Source organism: Variovorax rhizosphaerae (genome assembly GCF_037889975.1).
GTDB classification, from domain to species: Bacteria; Pseudomonadota; Gammaproteobacteria; order Burkholderiales; family Burkholderiaceae_C; genus Variovorax; species Variovorax rhizosphaerae.
In genome coordinates, this window is the sequence record NZ_JBBKZT010000016.1 from 33,259 (window position 1) to 57,136 (window position 23,878).

26 protein-coding genes are annotated in these 23,878 nt (G+C 68.1%); 19 read left to right on the forward strand and 7 right to left on the reverse strand.

Annotated elements, in window-relative coordinates:
- Window positions 1–17: 17 nt before the first annotated feature.
- From WKW82_RS28430 to WKW82_RS28455, 6 genes are all read left to right on the forward strand, one after another.
- The gene (locus WKW82_RS28430; RefSeq protein ID WP_340345975.1) at window positions 18–1,040 is read left to right on the forward strand and encodes an AAA family ATPase; all 1,023 of its coding nucleotides are present in this window, start codon (window positions 18–20) and stop codon (window positions 1,038–1,040) included.
- 15 nt (window positions 1,041–1,055) lie between these two features.
- Window positions 1,056–1,910, forward strand: a complete 855-nt coding sequence (locus tag WKW82_RS28435; RefSeq protein WP_340346161.1) for a DUF58 domain-containing protein — start codon at window positions 1,056–1,058, stop codon at window positions 1,908–1,910.
- Between the two features lie 8 nt (window positions 1,911–1,918).
- A complete protein-coding gene (locus WKW82_RS28440; RefSeq protein WP_340345976.1) occupies window positions 1,919–2,857 on the forward strand; it encodes a hypothetical protein in 939 nt (312 codons plus the stop codon).
- A 61-nt stretch (window positions 2,858–2,918) separates the two neighbouring features.
- Window positions 2,919–3,950 carry a vWA domain-containing protein gene (locus tag WKW82_RS28445; RefSeq protein WP_340345977.1) on the forward strand — a complete coding sequence of 344 codons (1,032 nt, stop codon included), beginning with the start codon at window positions 2,919–2,921 and terminating at the stop codon, window positions 3,948–3,950.
- Window positions 3,941–4,489 (forward strand): MxaK protein, encoded by a 549-nt coding sequence (locus WKW82_RS28450; protein ID WP_340345979.1) that lies wholly within the window; start codon window positions 3,941–3,943, stop codon window positions 4,487–4,489. The genes WKW82_RS28445 and WKW82_RS28450 overlap by 10 nt, the downstream gene beginning before the upstream one ends.
- Before the next feature lie 59 nt (window positions 4,490–4,548).
- Window positions 4,549–5,550, forward strand: a complete 1,002-nt coding sequence (locus WKW82_RS28455; RefSeq protein ID WP_340345980.1) for a vWA domain-containing protein — start codon at window positions 4,549–4,551, stop codon at window positions 5,548–5,550.
- Here the strand turns inward: WKW82_RS28455 and WKW82_RS28460 are convergent.
- Window positions 5,484–7,466, reverse strand: a complete 1,983-nt coding sequence (locus WKW82_RS28460; protein ID WP_340345981.1) for a S9 family peptidase — start codon at window positions 7,464–7,466, stop codon at window positions 5,484–5,486. The two genes, WKW82_RS28455 and WKW82_RS28460, sit on opposite strands and share 67 nt — an antisense overlap.
- Before the next feature lie 282 nt (window positions 7,467–7,748).
- Here WKW82_RS28460 and WKW82_RS28465 point away from each other — a divergent pair, with 282 nt between their 5' ends.
- From WKW82_RS28465 to WKW82_RS28480, 4 genes are all read left to right on the forward strand, one after another.
- The gene (locus WKW82_RS28465) at window positions 7,749–8,600 is read left to right on the forward strand and encodes a sensor histidine kinase (protein ID WP_340345982.1); all 852 of its coding nucleotides are present in this window, start codon (window positions 7,749–7,751) and stop codon (window positions 8,598–8,600) included.
- Complete coding sequence (locus tag WKW82_RS28470) at window positions 8,597–9,232, forward strand: response regulator (RefSeq protein WP_340345984.1); 636 nt, start codon at window positions 8,597–8,599, stop codon at window positions 9,230–9,232. The genes WKW82_RS28465 and WKW82_RS28470 overlap by 4 nt, the downstream gene beginning before the upstream one ends.
- A 179-nt stretch (window positions 9,233–9,411) precedes the next feature.
- Window positions 9,412–9,849 carry a hypothetical protein gene (locus WKW82_RS28475; protein ID WP_340345985.1) on the forward strand — a complete coding sequence of 146 codons (438 nt, stop codon included), beginning with the start codon at window positions 9,412–9,414 and terminating at the stop codon, window positions 9,847–9,849.
- 41 nt (window positions 9,850–9,890) lie between these two features.
- Window positions 9,891–10,337 carry a c-type cytochrome gene (locus WKW82_RS28480; protein ID WP_340345987.1) on the forward strand — a complete coding sequence of 149 codons (447 nt, stop codon included), beginning with the start codon at window positions 9,891–9,893 and terminating at the stop codon, window positions 10,335–10,337.
- Window positions 10,338–10,342: 5 nt separating this feature from the next.
- Here the strand turns inward: WKW82_RS28480 and WKW82_RS28485 are convergent, their stop codons facing one another.
- Entirely contained in the window at window positions 10,343–11,146 is an 804-nt protein-coding gene (locus WKW82_RS28485) for a pentapeptide repeat-containing protein (protein WP_340345989.1), read from the reverse strand.
- Window positions 11,147–11,255: 109 nt separating this feature from the next.
- On the opposite strand from WKW82_RS28485, the gene WKW82_RS28490 reads away from it, so the two are divergent.
- Complete coding sequence (locus WKW82_RS28490) at window positions 11,256–11,645, forward strand: 4a-hydroxytetrahydrobiopterin dehydratase (protein ID WP_340345991.1); 390 nt, start codon at window positions 11,256–11,258, stop codon at window positions 11,643–11,645.
- Between the two features lie 22 nt (window positions 11,646–11,667).
- Here WKW82_RS28490 and WKW82_RS28495 read toward each other — a convergent pair whose 3' ends face one another.
- Window positions 11,668–12,060 carry a YkvA family protein gene (locus WKW82_RS28495; protein ID WP_340345993.1) on the reverse strand — a complete coding sequence of 131 codons (393 nt, stop codon included), beginning with the start codon at window positions 12,058–12,060 and terminating at the stop codon, window positions 11,668–11,670.
- A 46-nt stretch (window positions 12,061–12,106) separates the two neighbouring features.
- Complete coding sequence (locus WKW82_RS28500; protein ID WP_340345995.1) at window positions 12,107–13,021, reverse strand: DMT family transporter; 915 nt, start codon at window positions 13,019–13,021, stop codon at window positions 12,107–12,109.
- A 220-nt stretch (window positions 13,022–13,241) separates the two neighbouring features.
- Here WKW82_RS28500 and WKW82_RS28505 point away from each other — a divergent pair, with 220 nt between their 5' ends.
- Window positions 13,242–14,231: a PA2169 family four-helix-bundle protein gene (locus WKW82_RS28505; protein WP_340345997.1), complete on the forward strand. Its 990-nt coding sequence runs from the start codon at window positions 13,242–13,244 to the stop codon at window positions 14,229–14,231.
- A gap of 81 nt (window positions 14,232–14,312) precedes the next feature.
- On the opposite strand, the gene WKW82_RS28510 is transcribed toward WKW82_RS28505, so the two are convergent.
- The 3 genes from WKW82_RS28510 to WKW82_RS28520 form a co-directional block, all read right to left on the reverse strand.
- Complete coding sequence (locus WKW82_RS28510) at window positions 14,313–14,717, reverse strand: hypothetical protein (protein ID WP_340345999.1); 405 nt, start codon at window positions 14,715–14,717, stop codon at window positions 14,313–14,315.
- Window positions 14,718–14,841: 124 nt separating this feature from the next.
- Window positions 14,842–16,413, reverse strand: a complete 1,572-nt coding sequence (locus tag WKW82_RS28515) for an AMP-binding protein (RefSeq protein WP_340346001.1) — start codon at window positions 16,411–16,413, stop codon at window positions 14,842–14,844.
- A 113-nt stretch (window positions 16,414–16,526) separates the two neighbouring features.
- On the reverse strand, window positions 16,527–16,934 hold the full coding sequence (locus WKW82_RS28520; RefSeq protein ID WP_340346003.1) for an EF-hand domain-containing protein: 408 nt from the start codon (window positions 16,932–16,934) through the stop codon (window positions 16,527–16,529).
- A gap of 323 nt (window positions 16,935–17,257) precedes the next feature.
- On the opposite strand from WKW82_RS28520, the gene WKW82_RS28525 reads away from it, so the two are divergent.
- From WKW82_RS28525 to fae, 7 genes are all read left to right on the forward strand, one after another.
- On the forward strand, window positions 17,258–18,268 hold the full coding sequence (locus WKW82_RS28525) for a beta-ribofuranosylaminobenzene 5'-phosphate synthase family protein (RefSeq protein ID WP_340346005.1): 1,011 nt from the start codon (window positions 17,258–17,260) through the stop codon (window positions 18,266–18,268).
- Between the two features lie 36 nt (window positions 18,269–18,304).
- Complete coding sequence (locus WKW82_RS28530) at window positions 18,305–19,213, forward strand: NAD(P)-dependent methylenetetrahydromethanopterin dehydrogenase (RefSeq protein ID WP_340346006.1); 909 nt, start codon at window positions 18,305–18,307, stop codon at window positions 19,211–19,213.
- A 13-nt stretch (window positions 19,214–19,226) separates the two neighbouring features.
- Window positions 19,227–20,378 carry an ATP-grasp domain-containing protein gene (locus WKW82_RS28535; protein WP_340346008.1) on the forward strand — a complete coding sequence of 384 codons (1,152 nt, stop codon included), beginning with the start codon at window positions 19,227–19,229 and terminating at the stop codon, window positions 20,376–20,378.
- Window positions 20,375–21,379 (forward strand): methenyltetrahydromethanopterin cyclohydrolase, encoded by a 1,005-nt coding sequence (gene mch, locus WKW82_RS28540; protein ID WP_340346010.1) that lies wholly within the window; start codon window positions 20,375–20,377, stop codon window positions 21,377–21,379. The genes WKW82_RS28535 and mch overlap by 4 nt, the downstream gene beginning before the upstream one ends.
- Entirely contained in the window at window positions 21,379–22,347 is a 969-nt protein-coding gene (locus WKW82_RS28545; RefSeq protein WP_340346011.1) for an ATP-grasp domain-containing protein, read from the forward strand. Before mch ends, WKW82_RS28545 begins: the two co-directional genes overlap by 1 nt.
- The gene (locus tag WKW82_RS28550) at window positions 22,344–23,267 is read left to right on the forward strand and encodes a triphosphoribosyl-dephospho-CoA synthase (protein WP_340346012.1); all 924 of its coding nucleotides are present in this window, start codon (window positions 22,344–22,346) and stop codon (window positions 23,265–23,267) included. The genes WKW82_RS28545 and WKW82_RS28550 overlap by 4 nt, the downstream gene beginning before the upstream one ends.
- Window positions 23,268–23,339: 72 nt before the next feature.
- Entirely contained in the window at window positions 23,340–23,849 is a 510-nt protein-coding gene (gene fae, locus WKW82_RS28555; RefSeq protein ID WP_340346014.1) for a formaldehyde-activating enzyme, read from the forward strand.
- Window positions 23,850–23,878: the final 29 nt, after the last annotated feature.

A 23,878-nucleotide genomic window follows, 5' to 3' on the forward strand; every position in this document is an offset into this window, starting at 1 on the left:
ATAACGGAGAACGCCCGATGGATCGAAACGATGCGGTGATGAGCGATTGGCGGCAGCGGGCGCTGGCATTGGAGGCCGAAGTCGCCAAGGCGGTGATCGGGCAGGCGAGGGCGATCCGGCTCATCAGCACCGCCGTGTTCGCACGCGGCCATGTGCTGCTGCAAGGCGATGTGGGCGTCGGGAAGACCACGCTGCTGCGCGCCTTCGCGCAGGTGCTGGGCGGGGACTTCGGGCGCACCGAAGGCACGATCGACCTGATGCCCAACGACCTCATCTACTACACCTACATCAGCGCCGAGGGCAGGCCCGCGGTCGAGGCCGGCCCGCTCATCAAGCATGGCGAGAACCTGGCGATCTTCTTCTTCAACGAGATCAACCGCGCCCGGCCGCAGGTGCATTCACTGCTGCTGCGCGTGATGGCCGAGCGCAGCGTGTCGGCCTTCAACCGCGAGTTCCGTTTTCCGCATCTGCTGGTGTTCGCCGACCGCAACCGCGTGGAGCGCGAGGAGACCTTCGAGATCTCGGCGGCGGCGCGGGACCGCTTCATGATGGAAGTGACCATCGATGCGCCCGCCAGCGATGCCGAGCGGCGCGAGTTGATGTTCGACCCGCGCTTCCACGACACCGACCGGCTGGTCGGCGCGCTGTCCAGCGGGCTGGTGGCTTACGAGGAGCTGAACCAGGTGTCGGAACTCATCCAGCGCGGCGTGCAGGCCTCCGATGCGCTGCAGGCCTATGCGCTGAACCTCTGGCGCGCGACCTCGGTGCCGGCCGAATACGGCGTGCGCCTGTCGGACGTGGACACCGCGCAGCTGATGCTGGCCGGCGCCAGTCCGCGCGGCATGAGCCTGATGATGCGCGCCGCGCGCGTGGCGGCCTGGCTGGATGGGCGCAGCTATGTCGCACCGGAGGATGTGCAGGCCGTCTTCGTCGAGACCATCGCGCATCGGCTCTGCTACCAGCCGGTGTACGAGATGCGGCGGCAGGAGATCTCGGGGCGGCTCATGGCCGGCATCGTGGCCAGCGTGGCGGCGCCCTGAAAGGTCAATGCCGTGATGCAGCAGGCGCCCACCACGCGCGAGGTGCACTACCGCTTCGCCACGCCGGCCATGGGCCATTTCCCCGGCCATCACCGCAGCACGCGGGGCGAGAGCGGCTTCGAGTTCCGCGGCCATGCATCACTGCTGGACGCGCCCGACCCGCGGCGGCTCGACCTGCATGCGAGCCTGCGCGACCCCTTCGGCAACTGGGTCGTGCGGGTCTACAGCCAGCGCAAGTCGATCCCGGTCGTGGTGGTGGCGGACCTGTCGGCGTCGATGGGTTTTGCCGGCACGCGTCGCAAGCTCGACGTGCTGGCCGACTTCGTCGACAGCCTGGCCTGGTCGGCCTGGCGGACGGGCGACAGCTTCGGCTTTGTGGGTTGCGATCGCGCCGTGCGCGAAGACGTGCTGCTGCCGCCGACGCGCATGCGCGGCGTGGGTGCGACGCTGGCGCAGGCCTTGCGCGGGTTGGCGCTGGAGGGTGAATCGGCGCACGGGCTGTTGTCGGCCTCGCGCTACCTGGGGCGGCAGCGCGCGCTGGTGTTCCTGTTGTCCGACTTTCATCTGCCGTTGCCTGAGGTCGAGGCCCTGATCGCCTCGATGGCGCATCACGAACTGGTGCCGGTCGTGCTGTGGGACCCGATCGAATTCAGCCTGACGGCGCAGCGCGGGCTGGCGAACGTGGTCGACCCGGAGAGTGGCCGGCGCCGGCTGGTGTGGTGGCGGCCCGCGTTGCGCGACAAGTGGCTCGCTGCGCTGGCGGAGCGTCGTGAGGCGTTGCTGCACGTGTTCCAGGCCAACCGGCTCAAGCCGCTGTTCATCGAAGGCGCCTTCGATGCCGATGCGGTGACGCGGCACTTTCATTCCTGAGCGGCGAGATGACCTACCGCACGCGCTCCAGCGATCCGGCACGACACCGGCTGCGCCGCGCGGTGCTGGCAGGGGTGCTGGCCGCCTGGGCATGTGGCGCGTCGGCAATGCAACTCGAGGCGACGACATCCGAGCCGCGCGCCTTCGGCTACCAGGTGGGTGACATGGTGTCACGCACCGTCACGGTCGAACAACCGGATGGCCTCTTGCTCGACGAGACCAGCGTGCCGCGCCCGGGCGCGCGTGGCAAAGCGCTGGAGTTGCGCAGCGTCGAGCGAAGCAGCAGCGGGCAGTCCGGCGGGCGACGGCTGGAGTTCAAGCTGGCCTACCAGGTGTTCCTGTCGCCGCCGGAGCCGCGCACGCTGGAGATGCCGAGCTTCACGCTGCGCTTCAAGGGCGAACCGCGCGCGCAGGAGCTTCGCATCGAGAGCTGGCCGGTGACGGTGGCGCCGCTGGTGCCGGTGGATGTGTCGTCCCGGCATGGGCTCGGCGAACTGCGGCCCGACGCGGCGCCGCCGCTGATCGACACCCGCTTCGGGCGCTATCGCCTCGTCGCCTATGGCTGCGTGGCGCTGGTGCTGCTGGCTTGGCTGGCCCATGTGTACATCGGCCTGCCGTGGTGGGGCCGCGCGCACCGGCCGTTCACGATGGCCTGGCGCACGCTGCGGGGGCTGACGCCGGCAAGCCCGGATGCGCAATGGCGCGAGGCCTACCAGCGCCTGCATGCGGCCCTGAACCAATCCATGGGGGAGGTGGTGTTCGAGCAGGGAATCGACCGCTTCGTCGGCGCACGGCCGCGCTTCGCGCACTTGCGCGACGACCTCGCCACTTTCTTCGCGCAGTCGCGCAACGAGTTCTTCGGTGCCGGCGCGGCGGCCAAGGCGGACCGCAACTGGCTGATCGAGTTCTGCCGGCGCTGCCGCGATGCGGAGCGAGGTTCGGCATGAGCGCTGCGCCGGGCCGCCCCAAGCAAGCTCGCACCGCAGTGCGCAGCACGGAGGTCGCCCGGTGACCTTCGACCACCCGCTGCTGCTCTGGCTGCTGCCGCTGGCCCTGCTGCCGCTGCTCGCGCGCACGGGCGGCGCACTCAGCAACACCTGGGCCGCGCAGATGCCGCACGACCGCGCCTCCGACCTGCTGGGCTGGACGCTGCGCGGCATCGGCGTGCTGGCGCTGGCTGCATCGCTGCTCGGCATGGCGGGGCCGCACCTGCCGGAGTACGACGTGGAGCGCGTCGGCAAGGGTGCGGAGATCGTGCTGGTGCTCGACCGCAGCCGCAGCATGGACCAGGGCTTCGGCGGCGTGCGACCTGGTGCCGTGAAGGGCACCGGGCCCGAGGCGATCGACTACTACATGCGGCAAAGGAACCTGAGCGAGCCCAAGGGCAAGGTCGCGCGCCAGTTGCTGGCGGAGTTCGCGGCCAAGCGGCCGGATGACCGCTTCGGCATGATCGTCTTCAGCACCCTGCCGATCCGCGTGCTGGACTTCACGTCGAAGAACGACGCCATCCAGGCCGCCATCTCGGCGGGCGACATCGGACGCGGCCTGTCGGAGACCAACATCGGCCTGGCGATGCAATCGGCGCTGTCGTACTTCGAGGACGAGCCCTACACCGGCTCGCGCATCGTGATGCTGGTGTCCGACGGCGGCGACCGGCTCGACCCGGATGCCAAGGAACGCATCGCCTACATGGCGCGCAAGCTGCGCGTGACGATCTACTGGATCTACCTGCGCTCGAACAACGCGCCCGGGCTGGTGATGGAGAAGGGCGAGACGCCGTCGAACGTCGACGCCGTGCCGGAATACGCGCTGCATCGCTTCTTCGAGCAACTGGGCACGCCGTACCACGCCTATGAGGCGCACGACCCCGCGGCGCTGAAGACGGCCATAGAGGCGGTGAACCGGCTGGAGAACCTGCCGATCACCTACCTGGACACCGTGCCGCAGCGCGACCTCCGCCAGCCGGTGCTCGGCTTGGCCTTCGGCTGTGTCCTGCTGCTGCTGGCGGCCAACCTCATGGAGCTGCGGCGATGGGCCTGAATTCGCGGCGGCGGCGCACGCGCGTGGTGTGGGGCCTGCTGGTTGCGCTGGCGGTGGCAGCGACAGTCGACGGCGCGCTCGCCTGGCGCAAGTACCAGTGGAACGAGGTGATCGCCTCAGGCACGCTGCCGGCCGATGTCAAAGATGCGCCTCCGCAGGTGCGCTTCGCCCGAGCCCACGCCCAAGCCGACGCGGGCGAGGAGGAAGCGGCGCTGCACCTCTACCGCAGCCTGGAAGACGACACGCCCTTGGGCCAGGCCGCCCGCTACAACAGTGCCAACCTGTTGATCCGGCAGGCCGTCGCAGCGCAGGGCGGTGCCGAACCCGGCAAGGCCATCCCGCTCATCGAACTGGCCAAGGAGATCTACCGCGACGTGCTGCGTGTGGAGCCCGGGCGCTGGGATGCGCGCTACAACCTGGAGCGCGCCCAGCGGCTGCTGCCCGACCCGGACGAACTCGATCTGGCGCCGCCCGACACGCAGCGCAACTCCGAACGCGCGGCCACGACGATGCGCGGCTTCTCGCCGGGCCTGCCATGACGGCCAGCGACAGTCCGCGTGACGCTCCACGCGTTGCTCCACGCGATGATCGGCGCGACATGCCAGGCGCCGGGTGGCGACACCTCGCCGATCGCTGGCTGCTGCTGCTGGCCGCCATCGCGCTGGCCGCCAGCCTGTTCGATCCCGGCGTGATGACGCAGCGCCCGCTGGTCGACCATGTCGTCGTGATCGACGTGACCCAGAGCATGAACGTCACAGACGAGCGGATCGACGGCGAGCCGGTGTCGCGCCTGGCCTTTGCCAAGCAGGCGCTGCGCCAGTCGCTGCTGCGGATGCCTTGTGGCTCCAAGGTCGGCTGGGCGGTGTTCACCGAATACCGCGCCTTGCTGCTGCTGTCGCCGATCGAGGTCTGCGCCAACTTGAAGGAACTGCGCTCCACGTTGGCGCGGATCGACACGCGCATGGCCTGGTCGGGCAACAGCGAGATTGCCAAGGGACTGCACAGCGCCATCGGCATTGCGAAGCTGCTGCCGGACAAGCCCTCGCTGGTGTTCGTGACCGACGGGCAGGAGGCGCCGCCGCTGAACCCGCGCTACCGTCCGGCCTTCGACGACAAGCCGGGCGACGTGGCCGGGCTGATCGTCGGCGTCGGCGACTTGCGCCCCTCGCCGATTCCAAAGACTGACCAGGAGGGCAACCCGCTCGGCTTCTGGCGCCCTGACGAGGTGGCGCAGACCGACTTGCGCAGCCAGGGGCGCAACGCCAGCGTGAGGTCGGAAGGCATGGTGGATGACGTGGCGGGCACCAACGCGCCCACGCTCGGCGCGACGCCGGGCAGTGAACACATGTCGGCCTTGCGCGAGTCCTATCTGCGCCTGCTGGCGGGGGAGCAGGGGCTTGAATTCGTGCGCTTGCAATCGCCCGAGCGGCTGGCGCAAGCCTTGATGGCGCCCGCGCTGACCCGGCCGGAACCGGCGCGTTTCAGCCTGGCCGGCGTGCTGGCGGCTGTCGCCTGGGGGCTGCTGGTGGCGCGCTATGCGCTGTCGCTGCGGGTCAGGCGCCGGGCCTCGCGCGCCGGCTTGAAGACCAGGGCGTCGTAGAAATAGAACTCGGCATCCAGCGCCCACGCGATGTTCCGGCCCTGGCGAAAGCCGTGCTGCTCGCCTGCGAAGAGCAGGTACTGCGCGGTGATGCCTTTCTGGCGCAGCGCGGCGACCATCGACTCGGTCTGGCTTGGTGGGACGATCTTGTCCTCTGCGCCCTGGAAGAACGCGACCGGCGCGGTGAGCCTGTCGGCATTGCGAACGGGGGAGCGCTGCGCGTAGACCTCGCTGCCTTCCACATAGGGCGCGACCAGCCAGTCCAGGTAGCGCGACTCGAACTTGTGCGTGTCCCGTGCCAACGCTGCCAGGTCGCTGACGCCGTAGTGGCTGCCGCCCGCTGCGAACGCCTTGCGCACCGAGGGATCTTCAGAAGTCAGGCAGGCGAGGGCGGTGAAGCCGCCTGCGCTGCTGCCGGTGATCATGATCTGTCGCCCATCGACCCATCCCTTGCCGACGAGACAGCGCGCAGCCGCAGCGCAGTCCTCGACATCGACGAGGCCCCACATGCCGTGCAGGCGCTCGCGGTAGGCGCGGCCATAGCCGGTGCTGCCGCCGTAGTCGACATCAACCACCGCGACACCCCGGCTGGTCCAGAACTGCGTGCGCAGGTCGAGCAGGGTCGAGGCCGAGGAGGTCGGCCCGCCATGGCAGCGGACCAGCAGCGGGGGCAACTCGCCATCCGGTGCGCGATGGTCCGCGTTGGCGGGGGGATAGAACTGGGCGAAGGCTGTCTGGCCGCGCGGCGTGGGGAACTCGATCGATCGCGGGGTGGAGAAGTGCCGATGGATGGCGGGGTCGTCGGCGACTGCGCCGGACTGTCGCAGCACGGTGGTCGCGCCGGTGCGCGGGTCCAGCCGGACGATGGCGGTCGGCAGGGTCGGCGCGCCGGCCTTGAAGGCCACAGTTGTGCCGTACGCGCGAACCAGGGAGAAGTCGGCGTAGGGCAGGTCGAAGGGTGTCAGCCTGCCGCTCTGAAGGTCCAGCAGCGCGAGCCGGCCGAGGCCGCCCTCGATGTAGCTGCAGACCGCCTCGCCGGCCGACAGGAAGGCATAGGTGGACATCCCCAGCCCCCATTGCGGCCGGCCGAACTCGGCTGCCATCGGGCGCACGTTGACGATGTGCGCGTTCGCCTCGCAGCGATGGAGGTTCCACCAACCCGTCCGATCCGACACGAAGTAGAGGACACCATCCGGCGACCATTCCGGCTGGAACACCGATTCACCCGGACCACCCGCCATCAGGGTCGGATTGCGCACCGTGGCGCCGTCGAAGTCCGCGACCCAGATTTCGGTTCCTTCCCACGGCATGCGCGGGTGGTCCCATGCGAGCCAGGCCACGCGGCGACCGTCCGGGCTGAGCCTTGGCGAAGCGAAGAAGTCATGGTCCTGAACGAGCACGGTGCCGGCGCTTTCGCTGTCCGACGCAAGATCCAGTGCCACGATGGTGTTGACCGCTTCCTTGCCGGCCTCGCGGTGATCCTCGCGCACGCCGATCCACAAGCGGCGCGCCATGTCGACACGCCCATCGGCATACCGGAGCGCGGCGCGCGGCGTCCCGGCCGCAGCGGCCGGCGTGAGCGGTTCGGGCCTGCCGCCCTTGTCCAGGCGATACAGCCGCTGGTCCGCGAAGTCGCTGAAGCAGACGCTGCCATCCACCACGAGCGCCGAGTTGCCGCCGTACTCATGCACCCGCGTGCGCACGGAAAACCCCGTTGGCGTCACGTCCACGTTCGACCCATCCCCAGCCCGGCGTACCAGCACATGCCGCCCGGCCTCCTGCGGCCGGGCCTCGACCCAGTACACCTCGCTGCCATCCAGCAGCACATCGACAAGGGTGATGGATTCGCTGGCCACCAGCGCGGACGTAATGGGGGAGGACCAGCTTCCGAAAGAGGCCTCGGTCGGATTGGGCATGGACATTGCGGTTGGGGTGGCGACGGCTGTCGCGGAAGTCGAGAAAGAGGTCGGGATGATGCTACGAATGCCCCTTCTTCGGATGCTCGATGCAGGCGACGGCCCGGACTTGCGCAGCAAGCGTGGCACTCGGGTCAGTACGGGGGCCACCCCTGCGTGGCAACGTTACATTGCGGAACAGAGTGCAGCACGGCGTTCCAATTGGAGACATGGCGGATGACGACTCATTGGCGATTGCCACGATGGCGTGCCTGGGCCCCCGAGCGATTCGAATTCGCGGGGGTGTTGCTTCTGACTTTGCTGACCTTCGTGGTGTCCAGCGCGCTGGAACTGCGCGAGCGCATGGCCGATCTCCTGGCCCATGGCGAGGCGTGGCAGATCGACGAGGTTCCGTTCACGTTGATGGCGCTCTCCCTGGGTCTGGCCTGGTATGCGTGGCGCAGGCGCATCGACGCGTCGCGCCTGCTGGTCAAGAACCGCGAACTCACGCAACAGTTGATCGCCCTGCAGGAGAACGAACGGCTGGCGCTGGCGCGCGAGTTGCACGATGAATTCGCCCAGCACTGCACGGCGATCCGGATCGAGGCCACCTATATCCAGCGCTCGAATTCGCTCGAGCAGATCGGCGAGGCCGCGCGACGCGCCGCTGCTTCTGCCCAGTCATTGCAGGAGGGTGTGCGGCGCCTGGTCTGTCGCCTGCGCCCGGCGGAACTCGACGAGCTGGGCCTCGTTGCCGCGATGCAGTCGCTCTGCGAAAGCTGGACCGTGCGCAGCGGCGTGCCCTGCCTGTTCCATTCCCGTGGCAATCTGTGCCAGCACAGCGAGGCCGTCGACACCACCGTCTATCGCGTGACGCAGGAAGCCCTGGCCAACGTCGTGCGGCATGCGAATGCCACGCGCGTGAACATCGAGCTGGCGGCGACGTCGGAGAGCCTGTGCTTGTGCGTGGAAGACGACGGCCGCGGCTTTGGTGCCGTGGTGCCGGAGCGCGGCTTCGGCCTGCTCGGTGCGACCGAGCGTGCCGCAGCCCTGGGCGGCAGGCTCGAAGCCGACAGCGCTCCGGGCGCCGGCACGCGCATCCGCATGCAACTCCCGTTGGTTGCGCGCCAAACCAAGTCGGAGGCGCTCGCATGATCCGGCTGCTGCTGGTCGACGACCATCCGGTGGTGCGGGCCGGATACAGCCACCTGCTGGAACAGGACGGCGACATGAAGGTCGTGGCGCAGGCGGCCAGCGTCGATGAAGCCTGCGCGCAGTTCGCCATCCATGAGCCGGAGATCACCATCACCGACCTGGCCATGCCCGGCAGCAGCGGGCTGGAACTGATCCGCCGGCTGCGCGAACGCGACCCGCGGGCGCGCACCCTGGTCTTCAGCATGCACGACACCAACCTGCTGGTGCAGCGCGCGCTCGAACTCGGCGCGCTGGGCTTCGTCTCCAAGAGCAGCCCGCCCGAGTGCCTGATCGAAGCCGTCCACAGCGTGCGCGACGGGCGACGCTACCTGAGCCCGGCGCTGGCCGAACGCCTGCGCAACGGCGCGGACGAGTCGCAGGCCTTCGACTCGCTGACGCAGCGTGAATTCGAACTGTTCCGCTTGCTCTCGCGCGGCGAGTCGGTGGCCACCTGCGCCAACACCTTGCACCTGAGCCCGAAGACGGTGTCGAACCTGCAGAGCCTGTTGAAGGACAAGCTGGGTGTGCATACCACCGCGGCGATGGTGCACCTGGCGCTGCGACATGGTTTGATCCCGGCCGAACTCGCCTGAACCTGCCTCCCTCATTGAGGGGATGAAAACACTAGCGCACATTTTTCGTGTGAACAGGGCCACATCGAAAAAAAGTCTCGCTGCCTACCATTTGCACAGGTTCGAAGCCCCTCGATCACACCACCTGACAGCAGGTATCGACGCATTCGGACCCTTGCAACCGATCGCAGGAGCCGATGATGAAGTCTTCCATTTTCTCTTCCCGTTCTGTCTGGCGCGCGCCCGCTGCCGCGGTGGCCGCCCTCGCGCTGGCAGGCGCCGCCTGCATGGCGCTGGCCCAATCCAGCTACACGCCGCCGCAGGCCTCGGCCCAGGGTACGCCGCTGACTTTGCTGCTGCGCGGGCCCACGGGCGACCCCTCGACACTCGTGTTCTCGGCCGATTCGGGTTGGCGCCTGAATCGCGGCTGGGCCTCGGTCGCGAAAACCACGCGGGGCGATGGCATGTTCCAGATCATGAAGACTGCGATGAAGTCGCCCCCAGTGCCGGCCGACGAGCAGCCCGCGGAGGCGCGGCCCTTGACCGTGTTCATCGACGGCCCGACCGGCTACGCCTTCATGTACACCTTCGACCAGGGCTGGAAGTTCGTCGGGCAGATTGCCAACGACGGTCGGTAGCAACCCCGTGCGTGACGACGGCAGGGCACCTGGAGTGCGCAATGTGGCGCGCAGTGGATCTGGCGAAGCGCTTGCGGGCGGGGCAGATGGCCCGCTACGCGGCGGCGCTGTTCCTGGCGCTGTCCGGCGAGCTCGGCACACCGGAACACATCGGCCGTGCGCCCGCGCCGTTCACGGGTATCGACGACCCGGCCGTCGCGAGTGCGTGGCAGGCCTTGCGCACCCTCCAATGCGAACGCTGCCACGGCCAAGGCTATGAGGGTCTGTCGGCGCCGTCCATCGTCGAGTTCGCCCGCACGCAGGACCACGCGGCTTTCGTTCGCACCGTGCTGGATGGCAATGGCCCGCGAGGCATGCCCGCCTACCGCGGCAATCCGCTCGTCGACGCGAACATCGAAGGCATCTATCGCTACTTCGCCGCAAGGGCCGATGGGTCGATCGGCCCGACGGACCGACCCGCGGCGCGAACGGCATCTGGCCAGGGTTGAAGCGACTAACGGACGATCTTCTCGCGATTGACTGCGCGATCGATGCCCTTGGCTTGGTCGAAGCCCTTCGCGTCCTTGAAGATCGTCCCGTCCAGGTCGGCTTCAGTGAAGTCGGCGCCGGTGACGTCCGCGCCCGTGAGGTCGGCGCCGGCCAGCCGGACCAGATAGAAGCTGACGCCCTGCAGGTTGCTGCCGCGCAGGTTGCTGAAATTCATCACCGAGCGGTTGAAGTCCGAGCCCGACAGGTTGGCGCCTGCCAGGTTCGCACCGTTCAGGTCGGTCCGCATCTGTCCCATCCCCTGGTTCTTGATGTTGACGCCGACCATGGCGTTGCTGATGTTGGCGCCGGACAGGTCGGCCCCCGGCAGGTCCGCGATCATCTTCACGCCGGTCATGTTGGCGCCCTTGAACACCGGCATCTTCTTGACCTCGCCACCGAGTATCACAACCGACAGCAGGCTGGCCTTCGTGAGGTTGGCGCCGCTGAAGTCGGTGCCCATGAGCCACGCGCCGTTGAGGTTGGCGCCTTCCAGGTTCGCGCCGCGGAAGTCGGCCAGTACGAGCTTGCTGGCGAAGAAGCTGGTGCCGCGCAACTGGGCATGGCGAAAGTCCAGCTTGCTCAGGTCGAGGTCCGACAGGTCCTTGCCTGCGAGGTCTGCCGGCTTGGCAGGCGAGGCGGCTTTGAGCAAGGCGCCGACCTGGTCGACCGAAAGCTCGGCCGACGCGGCGCTCATGGCCCCGGTGGCGGACAGCAGCGCGACCACTGTCGATATCACGGTCGAGATCGCGAAACATCGGGCGCGGATCATTCGGCTACTCCTCTCGTTGTCGCGGCTTTCCACGAGGCATCTGCCTCGCGACCCCGTGCCGCCATAGGATCGACCTTCACCACTTCGCAATTTGAAGAAGGAGTCGGAGATGACCCAATGGCGCAAACAAACCGCTTCCGAGGTGTTCACGCCCGAGGAGGTCACCGCAAGGCTCGCCGAGGAACTGCCGAAATGGTATCTGGAAGACGGCTGGATCCGACGCAAGTTCAAGACCAGCGGCTGGAAGGGCACGCTGATGGTGGTCAACACGGTGGGCCATCTTGCCGAGGCCGCCTGGCACCATCCGGACCTGACCGTCTCCTACGCCTTCGTGACGGTCAAGCTCATGAACCACGCGGCCAAGGGCATCACCGAGAAGGACTTCGAACTGGCGAAGAAGATCGAGGAAGTGGTGATGTGGCAACCGGGTGCGGTGGAAGGGGCCGTGCTGGAAGGGACGCCTGACGATCCAAGGTTCAAGTACCTGAAGTACGACTGAACCCGTACCGTCGGTGTGACAGCTACGGCGGCTCCCTGAGCCAGAACCAGGCCGCTGCAGTCAGGCCCAGCCACACGGCGACGACGAAGGCCGCGCCCGCCCAACTGCGAGGCTTCGCGCCCTGGGTGGCCATCCACTGGTCCGCCTGCGCGCGGCATTCCGCGAGGACATCGGGCGGCAGGAGCCTGATGGCCAGCCAGATCAGGCCGGGCAGCAGCAGCACCTCATCGAGGTAGCCCAGCACCGGGACGAAGTCCGGGATGAGGTCGATGGGGCTCAGCGCATAGGCCACGACGAACAGGCCCAGGGCCTTTGCATACCAGGGTGTCCGCGGGTTCTTGCCGGCGAACCACAGCGTCACGCCGTCGCGCTTGATGCGCTTGGCCCAGTCGCCGACGCGGTCGAGGATGCCCATGGGTCGAAGTCCGCCGATGTGCCGAGGCGCCGATGTGCCGGGGGCCTCAGGAGCGCAAGGGCGCCGATGCCTCGGGCGCGGGTCTGGCCCGCACCGGCCACAGCACCGAGGCAATCGCCACCATCATCAGCACGACGGCGGTCCAGTCCTGCCAGTACACCGTCTCGCCGAGCCACAGCGCGCCGCTGAACACGCCCAGCACGGGTATGAACATCACGCTCAGCGTGGAGGCCACGGGCGGCAGTCCACGCGCCAGGTAGAACCAGGCGGCATGCGCAAAGCCGAAGATCAGCACGGCGTTGTAGCCAATCGCGGCCCAGGTGGCCTTGCCTGGCGGTCCCCATTGCGCGCGTTCGAACAGCACGGACAGCACCGTCATCACCACGGCCGTCAGCGCGGTCATCCAGAACGAGAGCGTGAGCGTGGGCAAGGGAATGCGCGTATGGCGCAACAGTTGCGTGCCCAGCGCCCAGGTGGCCGCCGCGATCAGGGCCAGCGCGACATAAGCCGGGCGCCCGGCCAGGTGCGTGAACTCATGCCACAGCAACAGCGCCACGCCGAGCGCGCATGCGCCCACGCCCACCCAGCCGCGACGCGTGAGCACCGCCGAGAACAGCACCGCACCGATCACGGCCGAGAACACCGGCATCGTGTAGCCCAGGATGGCCGCGCGTCCGCTCGACAGCGCCTTCACCGCCAGGATGATGCAGGCGTGCCAGACGAACATGTTGGTGGCGGCCAGCCACAGCAGCTCGGGCCACTGCTGGCGCGGCACCTTGAACGGTGTCTTCAACACGACCAGCGCCAGGCCCAGCACCGGCAAGCCGAGCCAGAGCGAGAGCGCGCGGAAGGTCAGCGGCGGATAGTCGGCCACCCCCAGCTTCATCACCGGCCAGTTGAGCCCCCAGGCCAGCGTGAGTGGGACGAGCAGGGCGAACTGGCGCAGCGTGAGCGTTTGCATGTGCGCCATTGTCGGGAAGTTCCGGCTGCTTCGCCGGGACTGCAAGCGCGGCTCGCGTGGAGCGCGAGACGCCATGTCAAAAGACGCAGCCGCGTTTCCGGATTGCCTACAAAGGGCAGCCCCCGTTGCTGACGAAGCCTGGCCGTCTGCGAAGTCATCGTTGACTTCGACGCACAGCCCCATCGGCGGCGCTTTTCAACCAACCATCAAAGGAAACAACATGGCCAATGTTCAAGACTTTCCCGAAACCCGTGACCTGAACCGCGACCCGATCACGGGTGCTCCCGGCGCACATCCCGTGGGTACCGGCGTGGGCGCCACAGGCGGCGCACTGGCAGGTGCTGCGGCAGGCGCGATGGCCGGCCCGGTCGGCGCTGCTGTCGGCCTGGTGGCGGGCGCTGTCGTTGGCGGCCTGGGCGGCAAGGCCGTCGGCGAGCGCATCAACCCGACCGCCGAGGACGCCTACTGGCGCAAGAGCTACGACACGCAGCCCTACTACGAATCCGGCCTCGGATATGACGACTACGGCCCGGCCTACCAGTTGGGCTACACCGGACGCGGCACGCTGGGAAGCGACTGGGACACCGTCGAGCCGACGCTCGCCAGCCGCTGGGAAACCGACCGGGGAACCTCCCGGCTCGACTGGCCGCGTGCCCGCGCCGCGACGCGCGCCGCATGGGACCGTGCGGACGAGACCTACTTCAGCACCGACGAAATCACCACTGGCGAAGGTCCGCAGTACGGGGACCCGATGTCCAACGACGACGTGGTGGATGTGCTCAACGACCTGCTCGAGAACACGCGCGACGGCGGCTACGGCTTCCTGGCCTGCGCCGAAGAGGTGGAGAGCCCGACCATGAAGCAGCTCTTCGTCAGCCGTGCCGAAGGTTGCCGCCAGGGTGAAGCGGAACTGGTGCAACTCATCACGTCGTTGGGCGGCGAGCCGGCCGAAGGCGGGACGACCGCAGGCGCGCTGCATCGCGGCTGGGTGCATGTGAAGGGGTCACTGGGCGCCAACAGCGACTTGTCGATCCTGGAATCGTGCGAACGCGGCGAAGACACGGCCATCGCGCGCTATCGCAAGGCGCTGAGGCAGAACCTGCCCGCGAATGTTCGAAGCGTGGTGCAGCGCCAGGCCGAAGGCGCCCAGCGCAACCATGACCAGATCCGCGACCTGCGCAACGCCGCACGTGCGCGCGACGAGGCATAACGACAGGACCTGATAGGGAGGCCTCCCCGGTCGAGACCGAAGCCGCCAATGCGATGGCTTCGGTCTTGAGTCCAGGCGGCCTTATCCCTTGTTGATGTTGAAACCGGTCGTGGCCATGTCGTGCTCGGCGTTCTTCCCGTGTTCACAGGTGTCGGCCGCAGCGCTCACTGGGGCGGCGCTCGCATCGATACGGATTTCAAGGGCCGCCGCGGCCGTCCTCGCCTCGTTCACCTTTCGCGCGTTGGCCGGACTCGGCCGGTAGAGTTGCTCCAGTTCCGCCCGCGCGATCGCGTTGGCTTGTTGTGCTTGCACCATGCAGAAGTCCTTGGCGTCCTCGGCCAAGGTGTCGCACCTGTCCTTCGCGCCCTGGTACCTGGCTTCGATGGCGCAGCATGCGACCCTGTACTCGTCCTTGGTCATCGCCTGCACGCCGGTCAAGGCGAGCAGCGCCGATGCGATGGCGATCGCAAAGAGATGCTGTTTCATTGTTCAAGTCCTCCCTGCTCTGGATGCCCGCACGATACCGGGTCCGGCCGGCACATGCTGTCGCGAATCGCAACGCCCCGACAAATCGAGCGGCCATGCCGCAGGCACGAACGCAAAGCTCCGCTCAGATGACCCCGCTCGCGTGCCCTTCCCAGAACGCATCCCGCAGCTTGCGCTTGTACAGCTTGCCCGTGGGCAGCCGCGGCAACTGGTCGGTGAAGTCCACCGACTTCGGGCACTTCATGTGCGCCAGGTTCGACTCGCAGAACGCGATCAGTTCGGCGGCCAGTTCCGGCGTGTGCGCGATGCCCGGTACGGTCTGCACCACCGCCTTCACTTCCTCACCCATCTCCGCGTTGGGCACGCCGAACACCGCCGCGTCGGCCACCTTTGGATGGGTGATGAGCAGGTTCTCGCTTTCCTGCGGATAGATGTTGACCCCGCCCGAGATGATCATGAACGTCGAGCGGTCGGTGAGGTAGAGATAGCCGTCGTCATCGACATAGCCCATGTCGCCGACCGTGCTCATGGTGCCATCCGGCGAGCGGGTGAGGGCCGTGCGCTCGGGGTCGTTGAAGTAGACGAAGGGCGTGGCGGTCTTGAACCAGATCTCGCCGGGCTGGCCCTTGGGCACCGGCTGCATCTGCTCGTCGAAGATGTGGATGTCGCCGAGCAGCACCTTGCCCACCGAGCCGCGGTGCGCCAGCCACTGTGGCGTGTCGCAAGCGGTGAAGCCCAGGCCCTCGGTGGCGCCGTAGTACTCGTGGACGATCGGGCCCCACCATCGGATGATGTCTTCCTTCACCTGGACCGGGCAGGGCGCGGCGGCATGCACCACGATCTTCACGGTCGACATGTCGGCCTTGGCCCGTTCCTCCGGCGGCAGCTTGAGCAGGCGGGAGAACATCGTCGGCACGAGTTGGGTGTGGGTGATCTTGTGCTGCGGGATCAGCGCCAGGTACTGTTGAGGATCGAAGTGCTCCATGATGATCGCCGTGCCGCCATGCCGGATGGTCTGCGACACATTCGCCAGTGGCGCCGAGTGGTACAGCGGCGCGGGCGAGAGATAGGTCATGCCTTCCTCGCATTTCCACAGCCCGGTCAGGAAGGTCATCAAGGGCAGTTGATGGCTCGGCGGTTCTTCCGGCAATGGCCGCAGCACGCCCTTGGGCCGGCCGGTGGTGCCGGACGAGTACAGCATCGAGTGGCCCAGCCATTCGTCCGCGACGGGCGTTTCGGGCAGGCCGGCCACCGCTTCGTCGAAGTCGATGAGCCGCGCCGTGCCGGCGGTCTGGCCTGCGACGCTCGCGCCGCCGCCCGCCACCAGGCACAGCTTGACCTTCGGGCATTCCAGCAGCGCCTGCCGCGCCACGGGCAGCTTCTCGGCCGAGGTGATGAGCACCTGCGACTCGCTGTTGTTGACGATGTACGCCATCTCCTGCGCCGTGAGGTACGCGTTGATGCAGGTGTAGTAGAGGCCGGTGCGCTCGCCCGCGACGCAGCACTCGATGAAGTACCGGTTGTTCTCCATGAAGACCGCGAAGTGATCGAGCCGCTTCAGGCCCTGCGCGCGCAGCAGGTGCGCGAGGCGGTTGCTGCGCGCCTCCAGTTGCGCATAGGTCAGCGATTCGCCGCTCGTGGCCATGATGAAAGCGGGTCGGTCGGCGTGCTGCTGCGCGTACTTGCCTGGGTACATATTCTCGGACTCCGGGGTTGCTGGACGATGTCCAAATTGTCCCGATCCGATGGGCTGGCGCGATAAGGGCTTGCCCGCGAGCGGCGGAGCCCGCGGTCCTGCGCGCTGAAGCGCTACTTGGCTTGCAGGGTCAGAGCCTGGATGTATTCCGATAGGTCCAGCGTCCCGTCATTGTCCGCATTGGCCGCATCGAAGAGCTTCTTGTTCTTGATGCCGGCCTTGGCGGCTTCCTTGCGGTCGAGGGTTCCGTCCTCGTCTGGGTTGGCCTTCTGGAACTGGTAGGTGATCGCGGCCAGGAACTCCTTGCTGTCGAGGGTGCGGTCGTTGTCCTGGTTCGACTGGTCGAAGGCGGCCTTGGTGATGCCGAACTTCCTCGCCTCCGCCCAACTGACGGTGCCGTCGTTGTCGGGGTCGGCCTTCTTGAAGGCTGCAGCGACGACCGCGTCCGTGGGTTTGTCGCCGGCGGCCAAGGCGGCCAGCGGGATCAGGGCGACCGTCAACGCTGTCATCAGTACTTTCATCGAACACCTTCGTAGTGGATGAGGCGATCCTATGACCGGCGGCAGGCCGGCACTGTCGGCGGAATTGCGCGCCGGATCGTCGGAAATTGCTGCAAGCGGCGTACCGGCCGAATGCGCCTGAAGGGAGGGCGCGTCGCGTGACACAGTGTCCCTGCCTCGATACAGGTCCGGATCGCTGATTGGCACCGGTGTCCGCTAGCGCATTGGCCTGATCCCTGCAGCCGCGAGAGTGCTCGGCGATCCAGCTGCACTGGATTTCGCGACGGAACAGACCTTGCTTTGAAGGCACGATGCAGTTGTCTCCATCCCCTGCCGAGGAAGCCATGCATGCCGACGAATCGGCCACCGTCACGGTGCGCGCCCCCGGCCGCCTGCACCTGGGCTTTCTTGATCCTTCGGGCTCGCTGGGCCAGCGCTTCGGCAGCCTGGGGCTGGTGATCAACGGCTTCGAGACCGAGGTCGAACTGGGCGACTCGTCCTTCACGCAGGTGAGTGCGAACGGGCCGGCCGCACAGGCCGACATCGAGCGCGCGGAGGCCGACCTGCTCCTGCTGCAACGCCACAGCGGCCGCCATGAGCCGTTGCATCTGCGGCTGGTCCGGGTGCTGCCGGCGCATGCGGGCTTCGGCTCCGGCACGCAACTGGCGTTGGCCATCGCGCGCGCATTCGCACATTGGCACGGACTGGACATGTCGACGGCGCGGCTGGCGCAATGGCTGGGGCGCGGGCAGCGCTCGGGCATCGGCGTCATCGGCTTCGACCTGGGCGGCTTGATCGTCGATGGCGGGCCGAGTGCGCATGGCGAGCCGCCCGTGGTGTTGTCGCGCCTTGCCTTGCCTGTGGAGTGGCGGGTGCTGGTCGTGGAGGACAGCGCGCAGCAGGGTTTGTCGGGCGCGGCGGAAAGGCAGGCCATCGGTGCCTTGCAGCCCATGCCGCAGTCGCAGGCCGCCGACATCTGTCACCAGGTTCTGATGCGCGTGTTGCCGGGTGCGGCCAGCGCGGAGTTCGCGCCCTTCGCGGCCGGCGTCACGCACATCCAGCGGCTTCTGGGTGCGCACTTCGCGCCAGGGCAGGGCGGGCACGCTTTCACGAGTGCGGCGGTGGGGCGGGTGATGGATTGGGTCGGCGTGCACGAACCGCTCGCCGCACTGGGCCAGAGTTCATGGGGGCCGACCGGCTTCGCGATCCTGCCGTCGCTGGCGCGTGCCGAGGCGCTGGCAGGCGCGCTGCATGTGGCCGGGGTCGTTGCGCCATCGCTGACGCTGCGCGTCGTGTCAGGCCGCAACTCGGGCGCCATGCTGGTGGACCGTCGCCCCGGCGCGCCGGGGCGCTGAACAGGCCAGGCCGCCGTCATCCGGAGCATCTGTCAAATGGAACGTCCCTACATCCTCCACATGTTCACGCCGGGCCCTCGCATGAGCCCGTTCGACATCAACATGGCCGCCGACGCCGGCTACCAGGTGATCGTGCCGTACACCGACTGCGATGCCGACAGCGTGGCCAGCCTGACGCAGGACACGATCTTCTCGCGCAGCCCCAAGGGTTTGCTGCGCACCGGCATCTTCATCGGCGGGCGCGATGCGCTCGAAGCCGCCGACTTGCTCAAGCGGGCCAAGGCCTCGATGTTCAAGCCCTTCCAGGTGTCGCTGATGGCTGACCCGAGCGGGGCGTACACGACCGCGGCGGCGATGGTGGCTTGCGTGGAGGCTGCGCTTCGCAAGCATCACAAGGCGGAGCTGAAGGGCCAGCGTGTCGTGATCTTCGGCGGGACCGGGCCGGTGGGGCGCATCGCCGGGGTGATTGCTGCGCAGGCCGGGGCGCAGGTTGCGCTTTCGAGTCGCAGCAGCATCAATGCGGCGGAGGAGGCCGCGCGCAAGACGGGCGAGCGCTTCGGCGTCGAACTGAAGGGCCTGTCCGGCACCGACGGCACGGCCATGCGTGACTCGATCGCGAATGCCGATGTGCTGCTGGCCTGCGCGGCGGCGGGCGTGCAGGTGGTGTCGGGCGAGACGCTGGCTTCCGCGAAGCAACTCAAGGTCGTGGCCGACGTGAACGCGGTGCCGCCGCAGGGCATTGCCGGCGTCGATGCGATGGACAACGCCAAACCGCTGGCCGGCACGTCGGCGGTGGGCATCGGCGCCCTGGCCATCGGCAACGTCAAGTACCAGACGCAGCAGCGGATGCTGGTGCAGATGCATGACGCAGAGGCGCCCGTGGTGCTGAGTTTCGCCGAGGCCTTTGCGACGGCGCGGGCCTTCATCGCCGAAAAGGCGGCATGAAGCGGAGGACCCGATGACAACGCTTGCGGTGGCGGCCATCTCCGCGCGCATGCTGGCGGAATCGGCGCGCGACGACGACATCGACGTGGTGGCGCTGGACCTGTTCGGCGACGCCGACACCCGGCGGGCCAGCGAGGAGTGGATCCGCATCGGCGAGCCGTCGAAGCTGCAGATCGACGGCGCGTTGCTGTTGTCGGCGCTGGAGGCGCTCACCCGGCAGGGGCGCGTGACGGGCTGGATCGCCGGCCCGGGCTTCGAGGGGCAACCCGATGTGCTCGAGCGTGGCGCGGCGCTGCTGCCCTTGATCGGCACGCAGGCCGACGCGGTGCGGCGCGTGCGCGACCCGCGCCTCTTCTTCGGGTGTCTGGACGAACAGGGGATTGCCCATCCCGCCATTCGCATGGACGCGCCAGAGGATGCTGCAGGCTGGCTGCTCAAGGACGCGCAAGGCAGCGGCGGCTCGCACATCCAGCATGCCACGGCCCTGGGCGGCGCGACACCCGGTGAGCATCACTACTTCCAGCGCGAGGTCCCGGGCAGCCCGATGTCGGCGACCTTCATCGCGAACGGCAGCGACGCCGAAGTGCTGGGCTTCAATCACATGATCGTGCGACCGATGGGCGGGCGGCCCTTCGTGTTCTGCGGCGCGGTCGGTCCCGTGACACTGCCCGCCGAGTTGGCCTCCCGGATCCGGACCGCCGTGCGCGCCCTGGCAGGCGCCTTCTCGCTGCGCGGCCTCGGCAGCCTGGACTTCATGCTGGATGGGGATGCGGCGAACGTGCTCGAAGTCAACGCGCGGCCGTCCTTGAGCATGGGGCTCTATCGACGTGTGCGCCGCCTGTCGGCGACGCCCGGCATGGTGGCTGCGCACGTTCGTGCCTGCCTTCATGGCGAACTGCCGCAATGGCCCTCGCGTACCGGCAACGTCCCCGTGCAAGGCACCGAGATCGTCTATGCCAGGCGCGCGCTGTCGCTGGACGAATCCGCGGCAAGGCGCCTGGCCACCCATCCCGACTGCCATGACCTGCCGAGCGCCCCGACGCAGTTCGAAGCCGGCGAACCCCTGTGCAGCGTGAGCGCGAGCGGTTCCAATGCCGACGAGGTGTGCGCGATGCTGCGCCGCCGTCGCGAGGCCGTGCACCTCTCCCTGGAGACCTCCGAATGAGCGACAACCCGACGCTGCCTGCGTCGAAGAAGCCCAGCGTCAACGCGCTGGCCCGGCCGCTGGTGGAGCGTTTGCGTGCGCAGGCGGAGTTGCTGGACGTGCAGGTGCGTCGGGACGCGTCCGGTGTCTGCATCGTCGATGCGGGCATCGCGGTGCGCGGCAGTGTGGCAGCGGGGTTGCTGATCGGCGAGATCTGCATGGGCGGGCTCGGCCAGGCGCACCTGGCGACCGGTTGCCTGGAAGGCTGGCCCACATGGATCGAGGTGCGCAGCGCGCAGCCGGTCCTGGCCTGCATGGGCAGCCAGTACGCCGGCTGGAGCCTGGCGGCCAGCAAGGAGGAGACGGGCGGCAAGAAGTTCTTCGCGCTCGGCTCCGGACCTGCGCGGGCGCTGGCCGGCAAGGAGACGCTGTTCGAGGAGATCGGCTACCGGGACAGCGCGGACACCGGCGTGCTGGTGATGGAAGTGGACCGCGCGCCACCCCAGGTGATCATCGACAAGCTGCTGCGCGACTGCGGGCTGGAAGCGGACGCGTTGACGCTGATCCTCACGCCGACGACCAGCCTGGCCGGTACGACGCAGGTGGTGTCGCGTGTGCTGGAGACGGCGCTGCACAAGGCACACCAACTGGGCTTCCCGGCCGGCGACATCGTCGGTGGCTCCGGCGCTGCGCCATTGCCCGCGCCCAGCCCCGATGGCGTGGAAGCCATGGGGCGGACCAACGATGCGATCCTGTATGGCGGGCGCGTGCATCTGACCGTGCGCGGTGACGACGAGGCGGCGCGTTCGCTGGCGCAGCGATTGCCTTCAAGCAACTCCACCGACTACGGCCGTTCCTTCGCCGACATCTTCAAGGCTGCCGACTACGACTTCTACAAGATCGACGGAGCCTTGTTCGCGCCGGCCGAAGTCTGGGTCAGCAACCTCGACAGCGGCAACACCTGGCATGCCGGAGGACTGGACATGCAACTGTTGCTTGGTCTCTGGCGCAAGGCGGCGTGATGGGTCTCTCCGTCGCGATCATGACGGACGAGATCGGCTGGCACACGCGCCAGCTGCAGGCGGCGTTGCGGGCGCGGGGTTGCGTCGGGCGATGCATCGACCTGGCGGATTGCAGGATCGACACCCCGGCCGCCTGGCATGGGCTGGTCATCCCCGGCTTCGGACGGGAGCTGCCGGATGCGGTGGTGGTGCGCGGCATCGCGGGCGGCAGCTTCGAGCAGGTGACGAAGCGGCTCGGCGTGCTGCATGCGCTGCGTGAACTCGGCGTGCCGGTCTACAACGATGCGCGCGCCATCGAGCGGAGCGTCGACAAGTCGATGACCAGCCTGTTGCTGCATGCCGCGCGCATCCCCACGCCGCCGACCTGGGCCACGGAATCGCTGGCACAGGCTCAGCGCATCGCGATTCGCGAAGGCGCGGCCGGGCATGCGCTGGTGCTCAAGCCGCTGTTCGGTTCGCAGGGGAAGGGGCTGCGGTTGGTGGGGGAGGTGGAAGGGGTTCATCACGCGTTGCCTGACATCGATACGGCCTATGGCGGACTGGCCTACCTGCAGCGCTTTCTGCCGGCGGCGTCGACGCCCGGCTTCGACTGGCGGGTGCTGGTCATTGGTGGACGGGCGGTCACCGCCATGCGGCGGGTCAGCGAGCATTGGGTCCACAACGTCGCGCAAGGGGCACGCTGCGAGCCGGCGGACTTGACGCCGGAGCTCGCGCAACTGGCCGAGGGCGCCGCGCTGGCGTTGGGCATGGACTACGCAGGCGTCGACTTGATGCCGTCCTCGCCGCGTGCGGGTGCCAGGTCGGGCGCTGGCATCCAGGTGATCGAGGTCAACGGAGTTGCCGCATGGCAGGGGTTGCAGCGCGTGACGCGCTTCAACATCGCCGCCGCGTTGGTCGACGACCTGCTGGGGCGAAGGCTCGCGTTGGCCGACAGCGCCGCGCGCTCGAAGGCGCCGCGCCGCGCATGAGTGGCCCCACCCCGCAGCAGCTTGCGACGCAGCGGGCCAGGGCCTGCTTCCTGAGGGCTTGTGAACTCGACGTGGCGGTGCGCAAGCCGGGCAACGTAAGCCGGGCATCGCCGGGCCATGGCATGACGGCCGAACTCTTCATCGCCAGCGCGCAGGCGGCGGCCGGGCCGTTGTTCGAACCCGGGGCAGGCGTGGGCGAGCGCATCGAGGGCGCGGTCGAAGCCAGCTGGGCGGCGGCCGGCTGCAACACCAACCTGGGCATCCTGCTGTTGTGCGCGCCGGTCGCGCGTGCGGTCGAGCTTCGGCCTGATGCTGTCGGGTCTGCGGCGGGCTTGTCTGCGGCGATCGAGGAGGTGCTGAACGCCCTGGACCTGTCGGATTCGCAAGCCGCCTATCGCGCCATCGCGCGCGCCCATCCGGGCGGCCTGGGTTCGGCGCCGGAAGAGGATGTGCGGCAACCACCGAGCATCGGCCTGCGGGCGGCGATGGCGCTGGCCGCCGACAGGGACAGCATCGCGCGCCTGTATCGGGACGGCTATGGCACTTTGTCCGCGCTGGCAGATGCTTCCCTGGGCGCCGGGTTCGCGCTGCAGCCGGAGTCGTCGGCAGGGCTTGCCGATGCCGCGACGGCAGCGGCTGTGCAGCGCCTGTACCTTGCGCTGCTTGCCAACGCGGCGGATTCACACATTGTTCGCATTCATGGCGAGGCCGTGGCACACAGTGTCATGACTGCGGCGCAGGGCTGGCAGGCCCGTGCAACCGGCGCGTCCCCGCTCGACGGCGATCCGGATTTCGCAGCCTGGGACGAAGCACTCAAGGCCCGCCGTATCAACCCCGGCACCACCGCCGACCTGACAGTGGCCGCGCTGCTGCTGGCCGGGTTGGGGAGGCCCGGCGACACCGGGTGGCACGGAACGTGATATCCGATGGTTCGCACGGGCCAAAGGGGCCGGTGTACTTGTGGCCAAAACGCATCCTGGAGACAAACAGCCATGGCAAAAATCGATCGCATGTTGGTGGGTGAATCGCTCGTCGGCGAGGGCAATGAAGTGGCCCACATCGACCTGATCATCGGACCGCGCGGCAGCCCCGCCGAATCCGCGTTCGCGAACGCGCTGACCAACCAGAAGGACGGCTTCACCACGCTGCTGGCCGTGGTCGCGCCCAACCTGCTGGCCAAGCCTGCCACCGTGATGTTCAACAAGGTCACGATCAAGGGCGCCAAGCAGGCCGTGCAGATGTTCGGCCCGGCGCAGCGCGCGGTGGCCATGGCGGTGGCCGACTGCGTGGAAGACGGCACCATCCCGGCAGACGAGGCCGACAACCTGTTCGTCTGCGTCGGTGTGTTCATCCACTGGCTGGCCGAGGACGACAAGAAGATCCAGCAGTACAACTACGAAGCCACCAAGGAATCGATCAAGCGCGCGGTCGCCGGTTCGCCGACGGCAGCGGAAGTGGTTGCCAAGAAGAGCTCGGTGAGCCATCCTTTCGCGCCGAACTAGTCCGTCAAGTTTCGCTCCGGCCCGGGACT

Excerpts from the sequence above, each read along its gene's own strand:
- WKW82_RS28430 (WP_340345975.1), top strand. The coding sequence starts at position 18 with ATGGATCGAAACGATGCGGTGATGAGCGATTGGCGGCAGCGGGCGCTG.
- WKW82_RS28435 (WP_340346161.1), top strand. The coding sequence starts at position 1,056 with ATGCAGCAGGCGCCCACCACGCGCGAGGTGCACTACCGCTTCGCCACG.
- WKW82_RS28440 (WP_340345976.1), top strand. The coding sequence starts at position 1,919 with ATGACCTACCGCACGCGCTCCAGCGATCCGGCACGACACCGGCTGCGC.
- WKW82_RS28450 (WP_340345979.1), top strand. The coding sequence starts at position 3,941 with ATGGGCCTGAATTCGCGGCGGCGGCGCACGCGCGTGGTGTGGGGCCTG.
- WKW82_RS28455 (WP_340345980.1), top strand. The coding sequence starts at position 4,549 with ATGCCAGGCGCCGGGTGGCGACACCTCGCCGATCGCTGGCTGCTGCTG.
- WKW82_RS28460 (WP_340345981.1), bottom strand. The coding sequence starts at position 7,466 with ATGCCCAATCCGACCGAGGCCTCTTTCGGAAGCTGGTCCTCCCCCATT.
- WKW82_RS28470 (WP_340345984.1), top strand. The coding sequence starts at position 8,597 with ATGATCCGGCTGCTGCTGGTCGACGACCATCCGGTGGTGCGGGCCGGA.
- WKW82_RS28475 (WP_340345985.1), top strand. The coding sequence starts at position 9,412 with ATGAAGTCTTCCATTTTCTCTTCCCGTTCTGTCTGGCGCGCGCCCGCT.
- WKW82_RS28480 (WP_340345987.1), top strand. The coding sequence starts at position 9,891 with ATGTGGCGCGCAGTGGATCTGGCGAAGCGCTTGCGGGCGGGGCAGATG.
- WKW82_RS28485 (WP_340345989.1), bottom strand. The coding sequence starts at position 11,146 with ATGATCCGCGCCCGATGTTTCGCGATCTCGACCGTGATATCGACAGTG.
- WKW82_RS28490 (WP_340345991.1), top strand. The coding sequence starts at position 11,256 with ATGACCCAATGGCGCAAACAAACCGCTTCCGAGGTGTTCACGCCCGAG.
- WKW82_RS28495 (WP_340345993.1), bottom strand. The coding sequence starts at position 12,060 with ATGGGCATCCTCGACCGCGTCGGCGACTGGGCCAAGCGCATCAAGCGC.
- WKW82_RS28500 (WP_340345995.1), bottom strand. The coding sequence starts at position 13,021 with ATGCAAACGCTCACGCTGCGCCAGTTCGCCCTGCTCGTCCCACTCACG.
- WKW82_RS28505 (WP_340345997.1), top strand. The coding sequence starts at position 13,242 with ATGGCCAATGTTCAAGACTTTCCCGAAACCCGTGACCTGAACCGCGAC.
- WKW82_RS28510 (WP_340345999.1), bottom strand. The coding sequence starts at position 14,717 with ATGAAACAGCATCTCTTTGCGATCGCCATCGCATCGGCGCTGCTCGCC.
- WKW82_RS28515 (WP_340346001.1), bottom strand. The coding sequence starts at position 16,413 with ATGTACCCAGGCAAGTACGCGCAGCAGCACGCCGACCGACCCGCTTTC.
- WKW82_RS28520 (WP_340346003.1), bottom strand. The coding sequence starts at position 16,934 with ATGAAAGTACTGATGACAGCGTTGACGGTCGCCCTGATCCCGCTGGCC.
- WKW82_RS28525 (WP_340346005.1), top strand. The coding sequence starts at position 17,258 with ATGCATGCCGACGAATCGGCCACCGTCACGGTGCGCGCCCCCGGCCGC.
- WKW82_RS28530 (WP_340346006.1), top strand. The coding sequence starts at position 18,305 with ATGGAACGTCCCTACATCCTCCACATGTTCACGCCGGGCCCTCGCATG.
- WKW82_RS28535 (WP_340346008.1), top strand. The coding sequence starts at position 19,227 with ATGACAACGCTTGCGGTGGCGGCCATCTCCGCGCGCATGCTGGCGGAA.
- mch (WP_340346010.1), top strand. The coding sequence starts at position 20,375 with ATGAGCGACAACCCGACGCTGCCTGCGTCGAAGAAGCCCAGCGTCAAC.
- WKW82_RS28545 (WP_340346011.1), top strand. The coding sequence starts at position 21,379 with ATGGGTCTCTCCGTCGCGATCATGACGGACGAGATCGGCTGGCACACG.
- WKW82_RS28550 (WP_340346012.1), top strand. The coding sequence starts at position 22,344 with ATGAGTGGCCCCACCCCGCAGCAGCTTGCGACGCAGCGGGCCAGGGCC.
- fae (WP_340346014.1), top strand. The coding sequence starts at position 23,340 with ATGGCAAAAATCGATCGCATGTTGGTGGGTGAATCGCTCGTCGGCGAG.